At 73.1% G+C, this 17427-nt stretch carries 11 protein-coding genes; 3 read left to right on the top strand and 8 right to left on the bottom strand.

The window, feature by feature from the left end; genetic code table 11:
* Positions 1–98: 98 nt before the first annotated feature.
* The 6 genes from glgX (DV20_RS16365) to DV20_RS16340 all read right to left on the bottom strand — a co-directional run bounded on the left by glgX (DV20_RS16365) (position 99) and on the right by DV20_RS16340 (position 11078).
* Positions 99–2246 (bottom strand): glycogen debranching protein GlgX, encoded by a 2148-nt coding sequence (gene glgX / locus DV20_RS16365; RefSeq protein WP_043781069.1) that lies wholly within the window; start codon positions 2244–2246, stop codon positions 99–101.
* Positions 2247–2317: 71 nt separating this feature from the next.
* Positions 2318–4033, bottom strand: a complete 1716-nt coding sequence (gene treZ / locus DV20_RS16360; protein WP_043781067.1) for a malto-oligosyltrehalose trehalohydrolase — start codon at positions 4031–4033, stop codon at positions 2318–2320.
* Entirely contained in the window at positions 4030–6306 is a 2277-nt protein-coding gene (treY, locus tag DV20_RS16355; protein ID WP_043781066.1) for a malto-oligosyltrehalose synthase, read from the bottom strand. Before treY ends, treZ begins: the two co-directional genes overlap by 4 nt.
* Positions 6303–8429: a glycogen debranching protein GlgX gene (glgX, locus tag DV20_RS16350; protein ID WP_043781064.1), complete on the bottom strand. Its 2127-nt coding sequence runs from the start codon at positions 8427–8429 to the stop codon at positions 6303–6305. The genes treY and glgX (DV20_RS16350) overlap by 4 nt, the downstream gene beginning before the upstream one ends.
* 81 nt (positions 8430–8510) lie before the next feature.
* Entirely contained in the window at positions 8511–10493 is a 1983-nt protein-coding gene (malQ, locus tag DV20_RS16345) for a 4-alpha-glucanotransferase (protein ID WP_051736024.1), read from the bottom strand.
* Between the two features lie 48 nt (positions 10494–10541).
* Positions 10542–11078: a hypothetical protein gene (locus DV20_RS16340; protein ID WP_407638342.1), complete on the bottom strand. Its 537-nt coding sequence runs from the start codon at positions 11076–11078 to the stop codon at positions 10542–10544.
* A gap of 145 nt (positions 11079–11223) precedes the next feature.
* Between DV20_RS16340 and DV20_RS16335 the strand changes: the two genes are divergently transcribed.
* From DV20_RS16335 to DV20_RS16325, 3 genes are read left to right on the top strand one after another with little or no spacing between them, the layout of a single operon-like run.
* Positions 11224–12387, top strand: coding sequence for a sensor histidine kinase (locus DV20_RS16335; RefSeq protein ID WP_043781057.1), 1164 nt, complete (start codon positions 11224–11226; stop codon positions 12385–12387).
* Complete coding sequence (locus tag DV20_RS16330) at positions 12384–13103, top strand: response regulator (protein WP_051736022.1); 720 nt, start codon at positions 12384–12386, stop codon at positions 13101–13103. The genes DV20_RS16335 and DV20_RS16330 overlap by 4 nt, the downstream gene beginning before the upstream one ends.
* A 41-nt stretch (positions 13104–13144) precedes the next feature.
* A complete protein-coding gene (locus DV20_RS16325; RefSeq protein ID WP_043781264.1) occupies positions 13145–14578 on the top strand; it encodes an amino acid permease in 1434 nt (477 codons plus the stop codon).
* Here DV20_RS16325 and DV20_RS16320 read toward each other — a convergent pair.
* Positions 14556–15338, bottom strand: a complete 783-nt coding sequence (locus DV20_RS16320; protein ID WP_043781054.1) for a DUF6885 family protein — start codon at positions 15336–15338, stop codon at positions 14556–14558. The two genes, DV20_RS16325 and DV20_RS16320, sit on opposite strands and share 23 nt — an antisense overlap.
* Positions 15339–15346: 8 nt before the next feature.
* Positions 15347–16705, bottom strand: coding sequence for a type I glutamate--ammonia ligase (locus DV20_RS16315; protein WP_043781050.1), 1359 nt, complete (start codon positions 16703–16705; stop codon positions 15347–15349).
* Positions 16706–17427 lie beyond the last annotated feature (722 nt).

The raw sequence follows: 17427 nt of genomic DNA, 5'->3' as shown, positions 1-17427 counted from the left end.
CGTGTCGACCCTCCAAGCACGCGTGTCGACCCTCTGATCACGCGTGTCGACCGTCCAGACACGGGTGTTGACCTTTTGGTCGCGTGGGTGGGTACGGGTCAGTAGGGTTCGGGGTGGGGTTCGGCGGCCAGGCGGGGGGCGCGGAGCAGGAGCAGGGACCGGGACTGGACGGTCACGCGGCTCTTGGCTTCGAGGGGGCCCGGGTTGGCCGGGCTGCCGTCGGCGGTGCTCGTGTCGAGGGTCGGCTTGAACGTCTCGCCGTACTCGCGCCCCGGCAGGACCACCTCGGCCGGGCCGTCGCCGGCGTGCAGCCACAGCAGCCACGAGTGGTCGGGGACCAGCTCGCCCTCGCGGTTGCGGGCCTGGCTGTTCGAGCCGTCGATCCACATGCCGAGCGTGTGGCGGTCCTCGAACCAGTCGCTTTCGCCGAACTCCTCGCCGTCCGGGCGGAACCAGACCAGGTCCGGCTTGCCGGTCGGCGTGGTCCGGCCTTCGAAGAACTCCGGCTGCCGCAGCGCCGGGCTGTTCGCCCGCAGCCGGACGACCCGGCGGGCGAACGCCAGCATGGACTCGGCCTCGGAGTCGTCCGGGGTCCAGTCGAACCAGGACGTCTCGTCGTCGAGGCAGTACGCGTTGTTGTTGCCCCGCTGGGTCCGCCAGAACTCGTCGCCCATGGTCAGCATCGGGGTGCCGGTGGACAGCAGCAGCGTCGCGAACATGTTCCGGGCCTGCCGGGCCCGCAGCGCCCGGATCCCCGGGTCGGCCGTGTCGCCCTCGGCGCCGTGGTTCCACGAGCGGTTGTCGTTGGTGCCGTCGCGGTTGTCCTCGCCGTTGGCCTCGTTGTGCTTTTCGTTGTAGGACACCAGGTCCCGCAGCGTGAAGCCGTCGTGCGCGGTGACGAAGTTGATCGACTGCCAGGGCCGCCGCAGGTTGTGGTCGTACAGGTCCGACGAACCGGACAGCCGGTAGGCGAGGTCGCGGACGCCGGTCGCGCCGCGCCAGAAGTCGCGGATCGTGTCGCGGTAGCGGCCGTTCCACTCCGCCCACTGGGCGCCGAAGCCGCCGACGCGGTAGCCCTCGCCGGTCGCGTCCCACGGCTCGGCGATCAGCTTGCAGCGCGAGAGCACCGGGTCCGTGGTGATCGCCGTCAGCAGCGTCGACGCCGGGTCGAACGCGCCGCCGCGCGGCCGCCCGAGCGTGCTGGCGAGGTCGAACCGGAAGCCGTCGACGCCCATCTCCTGCGTCCAGTACCGCAGCGAGTCGGTCACCAGCCGGACCACGGTCGGCGAGCCGGCTTCGAGGGTGTTGCCGCAGCCGGTGATGTCGGCCATGTGCCCGCGGTCGGTGTGCAGGTAGTACACCGGCGCGTTCAGCCCGCGGAAGCTCAGCGTCGGCCCGTCCGGCCCGCCCTCGCAGGTGTGGTTGAACACGACGTCGAGGATCACCTCGATGCCGGCCGCGTGCAGGGCGGCCACCATCAGCCGGAACTCCTCGACCTCGTGGCCGGGCTCGCTGGCGTAGGCGGCGTGCGGGGCGAAGAACCCGAGCGGCGAGTACCCCCAGTAGTTGTGCCGCCCGGCCCGGATCAGCGACGGCTCGTCGAGGAACGCGTGCACCGGCAGCAGCTCGACCGAGGTGACGCCGAGGCGGGTCAGGTACTCGATCGCCACCGGGTGGGCCAAGCCGAGGTAGGTGCCGCGCAGAGCCTCGGGGATGAAGGGGTGCTGCTGGGTGAAGCCCTTGACGTGCAGCTCGTAGACCACCGCCTCCTCGAACGGCACCTCCGGCTTGATCCCGGTGTCCGGGCCGCCGGGCGAGGTGACCACCGACAGCGGCACGCTGCCCAGGGAGTCCACAGTGGACATCGGCCCGCGTTCGGGGTCGCCGGTGAAGCCCTGGGCCGCGGTCAGGTCGGTCAGGCCGCCGGTGATCTGCCGGGCGTACGGGTCGACCAGCAGCTTGTGCGGGTTGCACCGCAGGCCGCGGGCCGGGTCGTACGGGCCGTGGATGCGGTAGCCGTAGCGCTGCCCCGGCGTCACCCCGGGGACCAGGCCGTGCCAGACGCCGAAGGTGCGCTCGGTGAGCGCGATCCGGCGTTCCGACCCGTCGGCGTCGATCAGGCACAGGTCGACGGCGTCCGCGACGGCGGACGTGATCGCGAACCGCACCCCGCCTGCCTCGGGGTGGGCCCCGAGCGGGAAGGGTCGGCCGGCGAGGACGTGGTCGGCGGAGGGTCGTGTGGCCATTCCTGAATCGTCCCAGATAAGCGGTGTTCCGTGCGCGCTGTGCCAGAGGAGTTGCCGGGCTGCAACCGCCGTCAGGGTGTCGTGCCGGCGATGACGAAGGTGTCCGGGGGCAGGTGCGCGGCCCCACCGTCCACGGTGGCCTCTCCCCAGGTCAGCAGCGACGTCGTCGCCCCGAGCGGCAGGGTCACCGGTCCGGCGCCGAAGTTGACGGCCAGGCGCAGCCCGCCGCGGTGCAGCACCAGCCAGGAGCCGTCCGGCGCGGAGTCGATCCGCAGGTCCGCGACCCACGGGTCGGCCAGCTCGGGCCGCTCGCGGCGCAGCCGGATCAACGCACGGTAAAGCTGGAGCATCTCCCGGTGACCGGGCCGCCCGGGCTCGGTCCAGTCCAGCCGCGACCGTTCGACGGTGGCCGGGTCCATCGGGTCGGGCACGTCGGACTCGCCCCAGCCGTGCCGGGAGAACTCGCGACGGCGGCCCGTGCGGACGGCCTCGGCCAGCTCCGGGTCCGGGAAGGACGCGAAGAACTGCCACGGCGTGCTCGCCGCCCACTCCTCCCCCATGAACACCATCGGCGTGTACGGGGAGCAGAACAGGATCGCCGCCCCGCAGGCCAGCCGGCCCGGGGAGACCGTCGCCGACAGCCGGTCGCCGGTGGCGCGGTTGCCGATCTGGTCGTGGTTCTGCAGGTAGCCGAGGAAGCGGTGGCCGGGCACGGTCCGCGTGTCCACCGGGCGGCCGTGCGTCCGCTCCCGGAACGACGACCAGGTGCCGGCGTGGAAGAACACCTCGCGCAGCACCCGCTCCAGGGCCTCCGGCGCGGCGAAGTCGGTGTAGTACCCGGTCGCCTCGCCGGTGAGCTTGACGTGCAGGGCGTGGTGCAGGTCGTCCGACCACTGGGCGTGCAGGCCGAAGCCGCCGCGCTCGCGGGGCGTGACGAGCCGCGGGTCGTTGAGGTCGGACTCGGCGATCAGGGTCAGCGGCCGGTTCAGCGCCGCGGACAGGGCGTCGACCTCGGTGGCGAGCTGTTCGAGCAGGTGGACCGCGCGCCGGTCGAGCAGGGCGTGCACGGCGTCGAGGCGCAGCGCGTCGATGTGGAAGTCGCGCAGCCAGCTCAGCGCGTTGTCGATCACGTACCGGCGGACCTCGTCGGAGCCGGCGCCGTCGAGGTTGAGGCCCGGGCCCCAGTCGTTCTGCCCGGCGAAGTACGGCCCGAACCGGTCGAGGTAGGCCCCCGAGGGCCCGAGGTGGTTGTAGACGACGTCGAGCACGACGGCCAAGCCGCGCGCGTGGGCCGCGTCCACGAACCGCTTGAGCCCGTCCGGCCCACCGTAGGGCTCGTGGACCGCGCCCCAGAGAACGCCGTCGTAGCCCCAGCCCGCGGTGCCGTCGAAGGCGTTGACCGGCAGCAGCTCGACGTGCGTGATCCCGAGGTCGACGAGGTGGTCGAGCCGGTCGATGGCCGCGTCGAAGGTGCCGCCATCGGTGAAGGTGCCGATGTGCAGCTCGTAGAGCACCGCGCCGGGCAGCTGGCGCCCGGTCCAGGCGTCGTCGGTCCAGGCGAACTCGCCGTGGTCGTAGACGCGCGACTCCGCGTGGACGCCGTGCGGCTGCCACCGCGATCGCGGGTCGGGCAGCGGCTTCTCGTCGTCGTCCAGGAGGAAGGCGTAGTTGATGCCTTCGGCCTCGGCGTGCCACCAGCCGCCGTCGCCCTCGGTCATCTCGTGCACGCCTTCGTCGACGCTCACCCGGACCCGGCGGGCCGCCGGGGCCCACACGCTGAACTTCATGCGTCTCCTCGCACCAGCAACGCGACGGGGTAACGGTCGAACAGGGTGGCCAGGTCGCCGGTGACCTCGCGGCCGGTCAGCACGTCGGTCCAGACGCCGGCGGGCAGCGGCAGGACGGTGTCGCGCCAGCCGCCGCCGGCCTCGAGGCCGACGGGCAGCCGGGTCACCGCGACGGCGAGGTCCGCGCTGCGCAGGTAGGCCAGGCAGTGGGCCGCCGCGGCCCCTTCGGCGCGCAGCGGGCGGTAGCCGCGGAACAGCGCCGGGTGCTCCCGCCGCAGCCGCAGCGCCTTGTGCACGACCAGCAGCTTCGCCGCGCCCGAGGCGTCGATCTCCGGCAGCTCGCCGTCGGTGATCCGGGCGAGGATCTCCCGGCGGGCCACGTAGTCGACCGGGCGGCGGTTGTCCGGGTCGACCAGGGAGAAGTCCCACAGCTCGGTGCCCTGGTAGACGTCCGGGACGCCGGGCGCGGTCAGCTGGACGAGCTTCTGGCCGAGCGAGTTCGCGTACCCGGGCCCCTCGACGCGCTTGACGAACGCCTCGATGTCGGCCGCCAGCCCGGCGTCGTTCACGACGTCTTCGGGCCAGGCGGCGACGTCGGCCTCGAACGCCTCGTCGTGGTCGGTCCAGCTGGTGCGGAGCTTGGCCTCCTTGGCCGCCTTGTCCAGGTAGTCCCGCAGGCGGGCCGGCTCGATCGGCCAGGTCGACACCAGCGTCTGCCAGGCCAGCAGGTTCAGCGACGGCTCGTCGATCCCCCGCCGCGCGGTCCACCGCCGGACCGCCTCGGCGAACTCGCCGGGCACTTCGGCGAGCACCGCCATCCGGGCGCGGGTGTCCTCCGAGCGCTTGGTGTCGTGCGTGGTCAGCGTCGTCATCGCCGCGGGGTAGCCGGCTTCGCGCTCGGCGGCCAGCCGGTGGAACTCCTCGACCTCCAGGCCGAAGCGGTCCGGGTTGCCGCCGACCTCGTTGAGCGCGGCGAAGCGGGTGTAGCGGTAGAACGTCGTGTCCTCGGTGCCCTTGGCCACGACCATGCCGGACGTCTGCTGGAGCCGGGTGGCCAGCTCGCCGCCGGGCTCGGCGCGGACCTGCGCGTCGAGGGCTTCGAGCGCTTCCGCGAGGTCGGGCCGGGCTTGGCGGGCGCCGGCGATCGCGGCGGCCCAGTGGGCCGCGCCTTCGGGCAGGTACGAGCGGTAGACGGGGAAGGCGATCATGGTCTCGGCCACCGCCTGCCGGGCCTGCTCGGGGTCGGCGTCCCGCAGCAGCGCGGCGATCCGCCGGACCTCGGCGACCAGGATGCGGTCGGTGACCAGGCGCCGGGCCTCGGCCTCGACGCGGTGGTAGCCGGTCTTCACGCCCAGCTCGTTCGCCAGCGCGGTGAAGCCGGGCTCGCCCGCCGGGTCGACGAAGACGCCGGCGATCTCGCGCAGGGCGTCGTAGCCGGTGGTGCCGTCGACCGGCCAGCTCTGCGGCAGCGGCTCGCCCGGGTGCAGGATCTTCTCGGCCACGATCCACGCGTCCGGCGCGTTCTCCCGCAGCCGCCGGAAGTAGCCGCCCGGGTCGGCGAGGCCGTCCGGGTGGTCGACGCGCAGGCCGGTGACGTCGCCGTCGGCGACCCAGCGCAGCACCTCGCCGTGCGTCGCCGCGAACACGTGGGGGTCTTCGACGCGGACCGCCGCCAGGTTCGTGATGTCGAAGAACCGGCGGTAGCCGAGTTCGGCGTTGCCGCGGCGCCAGCCGATCAGGCGGTAGTGCTGGCGCTCGTGGATCTCCTGCGGCGTCCCGCTTTCCGTGCCCGGGGCGATCGGGAACCGGTGGTCGTAGTAGACCAGTTCGTCACCGTCAGCCGACAGCTCGGCCACGGCGTCGTCGTCGCCGAGGACCGGCAGCAGGAGCGGGCCCCGCTCCCAGTCGATGTCGAAGTAGGACGCGTACTCCGAGTCACGGCCGTGCTTCAGCACGTCCCACCACCAGCGGTTCGCCTTCGGCACCTCGACCGACATGTGGTTCGGCACGATGTCGACCACCAGGCCCAGCCCGAGCTCCTTGAGCAGTGCGGAGAGCTCTTGGCGCGCCCCCTCACCGCCGAGCGCGGGCCGCGCGCGCGTCGGGTCGACGACGTCGTAGCCGTGCGTCGAGCCGGGCGCCGCGTCCAGCACCGGCGACGCGTACAGCGCGCCGATGCCGAGGTCGCGCAGGTAGCCGGCGATGCCGGCCGCGTCGGCGAAGGTGAACTCCGGGCGCAGCTGCACCCGGTAGGTCGACTCCGGGACCGTCATGCGGATTCCGTCTCCGTCCGTTGCAGCACGATCAGGGACCGGGCGGGCAGGGTCAGCCGGCCGCCGCCGTCGATCGGTTTCGCGTCGGCGGGTTCCACCTCGCCGGTCGCGGTGTCGACCACGACGGTCCAGCTGTCCCCGTAGCCGTTGCCCGGCAGTGTCGCGTCGATGTCTTCGTAGTGGGCGTTGAAGGCGAGCAGGAACGAGTCGTCTTCGACGTTCATGCCGCGCTGGTCGAGGTCGGGGATCGCCTTGCCGTTGAGGAAGACGACGACCGCCTTGCCGAAGCCGTCGTCCCAGTTCTGCTCGGTCATCTCCTCGCCGGCCGGGGTGAACCAGGCGATGTCGCCGAGCTTCTCCCCCGTGCCGACCGGGCCGCCCTGGAAGAAGCGGCGGCGGCGGAACACCGGGTGCCGCTGCCGGAGCGCGGTCAGCCCGCCGGTGAACTTGACCAGGCCGGCGTTCTCCTTCGCCAGTTCCCAGTCCATCCAGGACAGCTCGGAGTCCTGGCAGTAGACGTTGTTGTTGCCCTGCTGGGTGCGGCCGAACTCGTCGCCGTGCAGGATCATCGGCACGCCCTGGGACAGCAGCAGGGTGGCCAGCATGTTCCGCTGCTGCCGGACACGCAGGGCGAGTACCTCGGGGTCGTCGGTCTCGCCCTCGACACCGCAGTTCCACGAGCGGTTGTCGTCGGCGCCGTCGCGGCCGTCCTCGCCGTTGGCCTCGTTGTGCTTTTCGTTGTAGGACACCAGGTCCCGCAGCGTGAAGCCGTCGTGCGCGGTGACGAAGTTGATCGACGCGAACGGGCGGCGGCCGTCGTCCTGGTAGAGGTCCGACGAGCCGGTGATCCGGGAGGCGAACTCGCCCAGCGTCGAGGGCTCGCCGCGCCAGAAGTCGCGGACGGTGTCGCGGTACTGCCCGTTCCACTCCGTCCACAACGGCGGGAAGTTGCCGACCTGGTAGCCACCGGGGCCGACGTCCCACGGCTCGGCGATCAGCTTCACCTGGCTGACGATCGGGTCCTGCTGCACGAGGTCGAAGAACGTCGACAGCCGGTCGACGTCGTAGAACTCGCGCGCCAGCGCCGAGGCGAGGTCGAAGCGGAAGCCGTCGACGTGCATCTCGGTCACCCAGTAGCGCAGCGAATCCATGATCAGCTGCAGGGTGTGCGGGTTGCGGACGTTCAGGGAGTTCCCGGTGCCGGTGTAGTCCATGTAGTACTCGGGCTCCCCCTCCACCAGCCGGTAGTAGGCCTCGTTGTCGATGCCCCGCATCGACAGCGTCGGCCCGAGGTGGTTTCCCTCGGCGGTGTGGTTGTAAACCACGTCGAGGATGACTTCGATCCCGGCTTCGTGGAAGGCCTTGACCATGCCCTTGAACTCCTGGACCTGGCCGCCCTCGCCGGGCATCGCCGCGTAGGAGTCGTGGGGCGCGAAGTACCCGATCGTGTTGTAGCCCCAGTAGTTCGTCAGGCCCTTCTCGGCCAGGCCGTGGTCGGTGACGAACTGGTGCACCGGCAGCAGCTCCACCGCGGTCACGCCGAGTTTCTGCAGGTGCTCCACGACGGCGGGGTGCGCGAGACCGGCGTACGTGCCGCGCAGCGCTTCGGGCACGAACGGGTGATGCACGGTCATGCCCTTGACGTGGGCCTCGTAGATGACCGTCTCGTTGTACGGCCGCTTCGGCTGCCGGTCGTTGCCCCAGTCGAAGAACGGGTTCGCCACCAGCGAATACGGCACGTGGCCTGCGGAGTCGTCGTCGTTGCGCTCGTCGGGGTTGTCGAACTGGTAGCCGAACAGCGACTCGTCCCAGTTCACACCGTGCGAGACGGCCTTCGCGTACGGGTCGATGAGCAGCTTGTTCGGGTTGCAGCGCTGGCCGCGCTTCGGGTCGTACGGCCCGTGGACGCGGAACCCGTAGCGCTGCCCCGGGCCGACGTTGAGCAGGTAGCCGTGGTGGACGAAGCCGTCGACCTCTTCGAGCGCGTAGCGCGTCTCTTTGCCCTCGGCGTCGAACAGGCACAGTTCGACGCGCTCGGCCACCTCGGAGAACAGGGCGAAGTTCGTCCCGACTCCGTCGTAGGTGGCGCCGAGCGGGTAGGGCGTTCCGGGCCAGGGCCGCACTGGGTCTCTCCTCGAGCTTGGTTCGTGCCGGTGGCGTCCGCGGACGCGTACCACCGGGGGTCGTGCTCCGCGAGGTGGCCGTTACCGGGGCAGCGGCCGGGCCGCCGCCAGCGGGGCGACCGCGGCGCGAACCCCCTTCGCGGTGAAGAAGCCGTCTACGCTGACGGGAAGGCGAATCCGCCAGTTAGGGTACTGGTCGACGGTTCCGGGCAGATTCGGCTGCCGCACCTGGCCCGCGACGTCGGCCGGCGAGGTCAGCACCAGCCGTGACGCGGCCTTCGCGAGCAAGGTGTGCAGCGCGACGACCGGGTCGTCGTCCGGGATTCCTTCCCGCGCAACGAGTTCCATCAGGGCCCGGTGCTCCCCGGCGGCGGCTTCTTCCTCGGCTTCGACCCCGCGGTCCAGCAGCCCGAGCTCGGCGCGGACCCGGACGTGCTCGCTCTTCAGCCAGCCCGGAACCGTCGGCAGGTCGTGCGTGGAGATGCTGGCCATCGCGTCCGGGTCCCAGCTGTCCGGGCGGGTGAACGGCTGGCCGGGCGCGTCCCAGTCGCGTTCGAACCACAGCACGGCCGAGCTGAGCATCCCCCGTTCGTGCATGGTGTCGGTGACGACCTCCTCGACGGTGCCGAGATCCTCCCCCACGACGACGGCGCCGGCGCGGTGCGCTTCGAGCGCGAGCACGCCGACCATCGCTTCGGCGTCGTAGTGGACGTACGTGCCGCGGTGCGCGGGCTCGCCCGGCGGGATCCACCACAGCCGCCACAGCCCGGCGATGTGGTCGACGCGGATGCCGTCGGCGAAGCGCAGGACGCCCCGGATGACGTCCCGGAAGGGCGCGTACCCGGCCTCGGCCAGCTTGTCCGGCCGCCACGGCGGCAGGTTCCAGTCCTGTCCCTGCTGGTTGAAGGCGTCGGGCGGCGCGCCGACCCGCACCTCGGCGGCGAAGACGTCCTTGAGCGCCCAGGTGTCGGCCCCACCGGGGTGCACCCCGACCGGCAGGTCGTGCACGATCCCGACGGTCATCCCGGCCTCGCGCGCGGCCGTCCGCGCGGCTTCCAGCTGGGTCCGGCACAGGTGCTGGAGCCACGCGTGGAAGGCGACGCGGTCCTCGAGCTCGTCGCGCGCCTTCGCGACCGCGGGCCCGGCCGGGTCCCGCAGGTCCTCGGGCCAGTCCCGCCAGTCCCCGCCGTGCCGCTCGGCGAGGGCGCAGAAGAGGGCGAAGCCGCGCAGGTCGTCGTCTTCGGGCACGTCTTCGACCCGGTGCGGCCACAGCAGCTCGAGGGCGGCGCGCTTGGCCGTCCAGACGGCGTCGTAGTCGATCAGTTCGCCTTCGCGGTCCGGGGCCAGGGACTCGACGGCGGCCTGGGTGGCGGCGTCGGCCTGGTCGAACGTCTCGGTGGCGGTGACCCGCAAGTAGACGGGGTTGGCGAACCGACGGCTGGCGGGCGAGTACGGCGACCGTTCGATCGGGTGGGCGGGGCTGATCGCCTGCACCGGGTTGACCAGCAGGACGCCGGCGTCCAGTTCGGAGGCCGACCGGGCGGCGAAGGTGGCGAGGTCGGCGTAGTCGCCGATGCCCCAGGAGCCGGCCGAGTGCAGGGCGTAGAGCTGCAGCATCCACCCCCAGGCGGGCCGCACCCGCGGCAGCTTCGCCGGCACGACCGCGAGCACGACGTCCTGGTCGGCGGTGACCACCCGGTGCCAGCCGAGCGGCAGGTCGGCGGGCAGTTCGCCGTCGGCTCGCCGCCGCGTCCCGTCTTCGAGGACGACTTCGGCGTCGACGCCCAGCGGCCGCCCGGTGCCTTCCCGGACGACGATCGTCGGCGGCAGGGCGGCCGGGGCTTCGCGCGCGGCGGCCAGCGCGGCGGCGATGGCCTGGTCACTGGTCGCATCGACACCGAACTGGCCGAGGACGGCGACGACGACGTCGTCGTCCACGTCGACCCAGACCCGGTCGGCGTTCTCGTACCGGGTGGCGACGCCGTACTGGGCGGCGAGCTCGTGCAGGGCGGGGATCTGTTCGGGCACGGCACCAGCATTCCGGTGCCGGGCGGTTCCCGCCATCTGCGCGGCCGACGTCACCCCCGGCGCGCCGGGGGTGACGTCGGCCGGTCACGGCCGGGCCGCCTCCTTCCCGCCGAACAGCTCCTCCCACACCGGCCCGGCGAACAGCCAGATCGCCGTCACCGTGCCCAGCCGCGGGAACCAGCCCCACAGCGGCGCCACCCGCGTCGGCTCGCCGATCGCGAAGATCGCCGCCAGCAGCGCCACCGCGGCGAGCGCGCAGGCCAGCACGCACTTGCCCCACTCACGCCACTCGTGCCGCGCCCGTTCGCGCCCCTGGCGCTTCGGCGGTGGCGGCCCGCCGGCGAACCGGTGGGCGAAGCGCTCGTCGGCCCACCGGACCAGGCTCGGCCCGAACACGACGCTGAAGCCGAGGTAGACGGCCGCCAGGCCGTGGGCGAACCCCGGCTCGCCCCCGGCGGACAGGTCGAACACGGTCGCCACCAGCACCACGACGTCGACCAGCGGCACCATGGCGAGCAGCACCGCCGACGTCCGCCGGGCCCGCAGCACGTACCGCACGCCGAGCCCCGCCGCGAGGAACACCCAGAACCCGATCTCGCCCGCCGCGATGACGGCGGCCATCGGGTTCTCCGCGAAGAACTTCCCGATCTCTTCCACCTCCCCACGCTCTCCCGCCCGCGGCCGCGGGCGCGTCGGCGGCCGGGAGGACCGGGCGTCATCACTTCGTAGGACGCGGGTCCGGCACGCCGTGTGCTGGGATGACCGGGTGCCTCTCCCCCGCCCGCGCGCGCTCCCGGTGTGGCAGCAGGACGGCCTGATCGCGCTGGTCACCTGGCTGATCGGGTTCCTCGTCTACGCGACCGGCGTCCACCGGCTGGTGACCGGTGACGACCACGTGCCGCTGGGGGTGCGGCTGCTGGAGCTGGCCGCGTTGTGCGGGCTCGAGCTGCTGCGCCGGCGGGTGCCCCTCGCGCTCGCGCTGGCCACGGCGGTGCTCGCGGTGGACGTCCGGCTCGGCCCGTCGCTGCCCATGCTGGTCATCTACACCGACTTCCTGTACGCGGCGACGCTCTACGGCTCCCGCCGCGTGAACCGGGTGATGATCGGGCTCGCGGCGTCCTCCGTGGTGGGCGTGCTCGCCGCGGTGCTGCTCCTCGCGCCGGAGTGGCGGACGGCGGTGCTGGCCGCGGTGGGCCTGCTGCCCTTCGTCATCACGCCGGTGTGGTGGGCGGCGAACGTCCGCCAGCAGCGCGACGTCGCCGAAACCGAGCGCGCCAACGCCAGGCAGCTGGCGAAGATCGCGGAACTGGACCGGCGGGCGGCGGTCGCCGCCGAACGCGGGCGGATGGCCCGCGACCTGCACGACGTCATCGCCGGGCACCTCTCGGCGATCGCCATCCAGTCGGAGGCGGCGCTGTCGCTGCCGGACCCGAAACTGGCGAAGGCGGTGCTGGCGTCGGTGCGGGAGAACAGCGTCAGCGCCCTGGAGGAGATGCGCGCGATGATCGGGCTGCTCAAGGCCGACGGCGGGGACGCGGAGACGACCGCGCCCGCCCGGCTGGCGGACCTGGCCAAGCTGGCGGAGTCGGCCAGGGCCAGCGGGCTGGAGGTGCACGTCGAGTCCACTGTGGACTCCGCGCTGCCGGCGGCGGTCGACCTGACGGCGTACCGGATCGCGCAGGAGGCGCTGACCAACGCCGTGAAGCACGCTCCCGGCGGGCGGGTGGACGTCGCCGTCCACTGCCTCGACGGCGTCCTGGCGGTGGAGGTCCGCAACGACGTCCGCGGCCCGCTGCCCGCCACCGGCGGCGGGACCGGCCTGCTGAACATGCGCGAACGCGCCGGCGCGGTGGGTGGCGAGCTCACCGCGGGCCCGGCGGGCGACGGCTGGCTGGTCCGCGCGGAACTCCCGGTGGGCGGGCCGCGGTGACGACCGGCGCTTCGCCCCGCGCCGGGGACTTCGCCACCCGAGACCCCCGAACCGTCCGGGTCCTGGTCGCCGACGACCACAGCGCCATCCGGTTCGGCCTCACGACCATCCTCGGCCACGCCGAGGGCATCGAGGTCGTCGGCGAGGCCGCCGACGGTGCCGCCGCCGTCCGGCAGGCCAGGGCCCTGCGGCCGGACGTCACGCTGATGGACGTCCGGATGCCGGGCACCGACGGCATCGCCGCCACCCGGGAACTGGTGTCCGCGGGGCTCACGCAGGTGCTCGTGCTGACCACCTTCGACCTCGACGAGTACGTCCACGGCGCCCTGCGGGCCGGGGCCGCCGGATTCCTGCTCAAATCGGTCGAAGCGCCCCGGCTGATCGAAGCCGTGAAGCTCGTCGCGGCCGGCGACGGCGTGCTGGCCCCGCAGGTCACGCGGCGGCTGATCGCCGCCTTCGCCGCGTCGGGCCGGGACCCGGCGCCGACGCCCCGGGGCCTCGGCGACCTGACCGACCGCGAACGGGAAGTGCTCGGCTGCCTGGGCGAGGGCCTGTCCAACGCCCAGATCGGCACCCGGCTGCACATCGGCGAGACGACCGTGAAGACCCACGTCTCCCGCGTGCTGGCCAAGCTGGACCTGCGCTCGCGCGTGCAGGCCGCGATCCTCGCGCAGGAGAGCGGCCTGACCGCGCCCGATCTGCGGAAGGGGCCGTGAGCTTCTAACTTCTCCTCATGGGTGAGCGGCGAACGCTGAACGTGGACGAGGTCCTGCGGCGCCAGGACTCCGGGGACCTCAAGCGCCGGCTGCGCGGGCGCGACCTGGTCGGGATGGGCGTCGGGATCATCATCGGCACCGGCATCTTCACTCTGGCCGGCGTCGAGGCGAAGACCCACGCGGGGCCGGCCGTGACGCTGTCGTTCGTGCTCGGCGCGGTCGTCGCCGGGCTCGCGGCGCTGTGTTACGCCGAGCTCGCCTCCAGCGTCCCGACGGCGGGAAGCGCTTACACCTACGCCTTCGCCACCCTCGGCGAGGTGTTCGCCTGGATCATCGGGTGGGACCTGCTGCTGGAGTTCGCGCTCGGCGCCGCCGTGGTGTCCCGCGGCTGGTCGGGGTACCTGGCGAACCTGCTGGGGCTGTCGCCGGAGTGGTTCGGCGAAGACGCCACGGTCAACATCGGCGCGGTGCTGATCATCGCCGTGCTGACCGTGGTCGCCGTGCTGGGCATCAAGGAGTCGGCCTGGCTGACCAACCTGCTGGTGTGCGTGAAGGTCGCGGTCTGCGTGCTGGTGCTCGCGGTCGGGCTGTTCTTCGTCAAGGGCGCGAACCTGACGCCGTTCATCCCGCCGGCGCGGGCGCCCGAAGCCGGCACGACGGTGCTGGAGCAACCCGCGGTCCAGGCGGTGCTGGGGCTGGAGCAGTCGGTCTACGGCATCGCCGGGATGATCACCGCGGCCGCCGTGGTCTTCTTCGCCTACACCGGGTTCGAAGCGCTCGCGAACCTCGGCGAGGAGACGCTGAACCCGCGCAAGGACCTGCGCGTCGGCATCCTCGGCGCGCTGGGCGTGTGCGCGCTGCTCTACATCGGCGTCTCGATCGTGCTGACCGGCATGATCCCGTTCACCGACATCGACACCGGCGCACCGCTGGCCGACGCGTTCGACCGGGTCGGCCAGCACTGGGTGGGCGCGCTGATCTCCCTCGGCGCCGTGACCGGGCTGACGTCGGTGATGATGGTCGAACTGGTCACGATCGGGCGGATCGGCTTCGCGATGGGCCGCGACGGCCTGCTGCCGAAGGCGCTCGGCACCGCGCACCCGCGCTGGGGCACCCCGCACCGGATGACCGTCGGCGGCGCCGTCCTGATCGCCGTCCTGGCGGCCTTCATCCCGATCTCGGAGCTGGCCGACATGGTGAGCATCGGCGCGCTGTCGGCGATGATCATCGTGGCCGTGGCGGTCCCGGTGCTGCGCCGCCGCCGTCCCGACCTCGACCGGCCGTTCCGGGTGCCGTTCTCCCCCGTGATCCCGGTCGTGGCCGCGCTGGCGTGCCTGTACCTGATGCTCAACCTCAACGTGCTGACGTGGATCCGGTTCGCCGTGTGGCTGGCGATCGGGCTGGTGATCTACTTCGCCTACGGCCGCCGCCACTCCCGTTTCGCGGCGCCGGTCAGTCCCAGCGGGACGGACTGAGGCCGGCGGCGCGGGCCGCCGCGCGGACCACGCCGTCCTGCTCGGCGTCGACGACCACGAGGACGCCGAGCCCGGTCAGCGCCGCCGTCACCCATTCGACCGGCTGGTCGTGGCGGCCGTGGTCGCCGAGGGACGGATAAGTGTCCACAACGGACAGCAGGGTGCCCTCGGCGCCGATGCGGATGCCCGCCAGGAGCACGAAGTGGCCGCCGGGCGGGCGCCAGCGGGACGTCCACAGTGGCGGGAGCCCGGTGTCGAGGTAGTCGAGCAGCGCGCGTTCCGGGGTGTCGTGCGCGCCGAGCTCGGCGCCGTCGATCCGGGCGAGCACCGCCACGCGCGGGACGTCCCAGAGCCCGACGAGCAGGTCGAACAGCGCCCCGGTGGTCCACTCCCCCGTCACCGGCACCGCCGCGAGGGCGCCGCGCGACAGCGTCTCGACGGCCGCCGCGAGCCCGGAAGCCCGCGTGCCGGCCGCGGCCGGGTCGTCGACGACCGGCAGCGGCAACCGGAAGTCCCGGCGGCCCGGCTCGCCCGGCGGTCGCACGGCCGGCCCCCGCACCGTGCCCGCGGCCGCGGCGACGGCGTCCTGATCGGCCACGTCGAGCCCGGCCGCCCGCAGCGCGGCGAGCCCGCAGAACGCCGCGGCCAGGCCGTCCTTCTGGGGCAGCTCCGCCTGGGCCACCGCGGCCAGCCGCGCCCCGCCCGGCAGCCACCGCACCCCGGACAGGTCGAGCTGCCCGCCGTCGATCCCCGAAGTCATCGATCCCCTCAATACCGCCAAAGGTGGGCGGCGACGATCTCGTCGGCCGTGCGGTCGGCCGCCCACGCCGCGTCGGAGGCCCGCACGGCGCGGAAGGCACCCAGCAGCTCCTCCCCGAGCACCCCGGCGATCCGCGGCGACGCCCCGAGCGCGGCGTCCTGTTCGGCGGGGTTCGCCGGCAGCCGGCGCACCCCGCGGGCCGCGCGCTCTTCGTCCGTCCAGCCGCCGGGGTCTTCGCCGATCGGCTCGGGCAGCGCGGCGGCGTCCTCGATGCCGGCCATCCCGGCGGCGAGCACGACGGCCAGCGCGAGGTACGGGTTGGCCGAGGCGTCGGAGGTTTTGAGCTCGACGTTCGCGTGGCCGTCGCCCAGCAGCGCCGAGCCGGGGACGTACCGCAGCGGCGCTTCCCGGTTCTCGACGCCCCAGAAGGCGTACGCGCCCGCGAAGTAGCCGGGCCGCAGCCGCAGCGTCGAAGGGACGCTCGGCGCGGTGACCGCGGTCAGGGCGGGCAGGTCGCGCAGCAGCCCGGCGAGGTAGCCGGCCCCTTCACCGCCCGGCAAGCCGGTTTCGCCGCTGTGGAGCAGGTTGCGCCCCTCGCGGTGGACGGAGGTGTGCAGGTGCCACCCGTTCCCGGCGGCGCCGAGGCCGACGAGCGGAGCGAAGCTGACGGCAAGCCCGTGCACCCGCGCGGCGGCGTGGATGGTCTGCCGCGCGAGCAGCTGGTCATCGGCGGCGGAGACGGGATCGGTGGCGGCCAGCGAGAGTTCGAGCTGCGCGACGCCGTACTCGGCGTGGAGCTGCCCGATCCGCAGGCCGTTGGCCGCGAAGTCGTGCAGGAGGGCACCGACGAACCCGTCGAGCCCGACGAGGGCGTGCGGGCTGTAGGCGGGCCCGGGGTGCCCGGGGGCGGCCAGCACATCGGCACTCCCGGCGGGGGCGACGGCGAACTCGAGTTCGTAGCCGGCCCGGAACTCCAGCCCCCTCCTCGCCCCTTCGGCGACCTGCGCTTCGAGGACGGCACGCTGGCAGTAGGGCCAGGGGTCACCGTCCCGGGTGAGCTGCCGCACGGGCGCCCAGGCGAGAGCGGGCTGCCCGGCCAGCCGCCGCAGCCGCTCGACGACGGGCACGAGCCGGATGTCCCCGGAGGGTGTCCCGAGGCCGGAGTGCGCGTAGGTGATGGAGTCGTGGCTGTCGAAGACGGCGAAGAGCGAGGTGGCGCCCACCCCCCGCGTGGCGGCATCGGCCAGCCCGGCGACGGGCACGATCCGCGAGCGCGGAATGCCGTTGTTGTCCGCCCAAGCCAGGTGAACCCCACCCACTCCGCCCGCGGCGAGGTCCTTCGCCGCGGCCGACGCCGCCTTGGTCATGGCCACCCGCTTCCTGCCGCCCGGGGTGATTATCCCGGGCTTGTGTGGCGCGGGCCATCACGATCCGGGCTTGGCGCTTGATCTGGCCCTGGTTCCGTCCTGGTTCGGCCCTGATCCCGTCCTGTTCGCGCCGGGGGTGGTTGCTGGCGGTGCGCGGTCGCCTTGCCGCACGGCCTGCCTGGCCACGCGGGCTGCCTGGCCGCAGGGTCGCCCCCCACACACGACCCACCCTCCCGGGGGATCCGCCCCGCTTCAGCGTATCGGGGGCGACTGACGAAAACCGCCGGAAAGCGGCCGTCGAGGGCCGGTTGTCCACACCCCAGCCCACTTGTGGGCAAGTCGCCTCGGGGAGGCCGGCTGGACGAGGCTGCTGGGCCGGCTTCATCGGCGAGCCGCGGTCACCACACACGACCCACCCTCCCGGGGGATCCGCCCCGCTTCAGCCTATCGAGGGCGACCGACGAAAACCGCCGGAAAGCCGCCGCCGAAGGCCGGTTGTCCACACCGCAGCCCATTTGTGGGCAACTCGCCGGAAGGCGGAAGCGGAAGGCGGAAGGCGGAAGGCGACGAGCGGGCCTGCCTGCGCAAGCCCAACCAGCAAGCCCCAACCGCCGCCCACGGAGGCGTCCAGCGCAGCCGCCCAGCACCCACGCAACAGGCCCCCACAGGCCCCCAAGGGCCCCAGAACCCTCACCCCGGCGGTTCCCCACCCCCCGCCCCCT

Source organism: Amycolatopsis rifamycinica, assembly GCF_000695625.1.
Lineage (GTDB): Bacteria > Actinomycetota > Actinomycetes > Mycobacteriales > Pseudonocardiaceae > Amycolatopsis > Amycolatopsis rifamycinica.
Note: the sequence above shows the minus strand (reverse complement) of the source record. Positions and strands in the feature narration are given on the sequence as shown.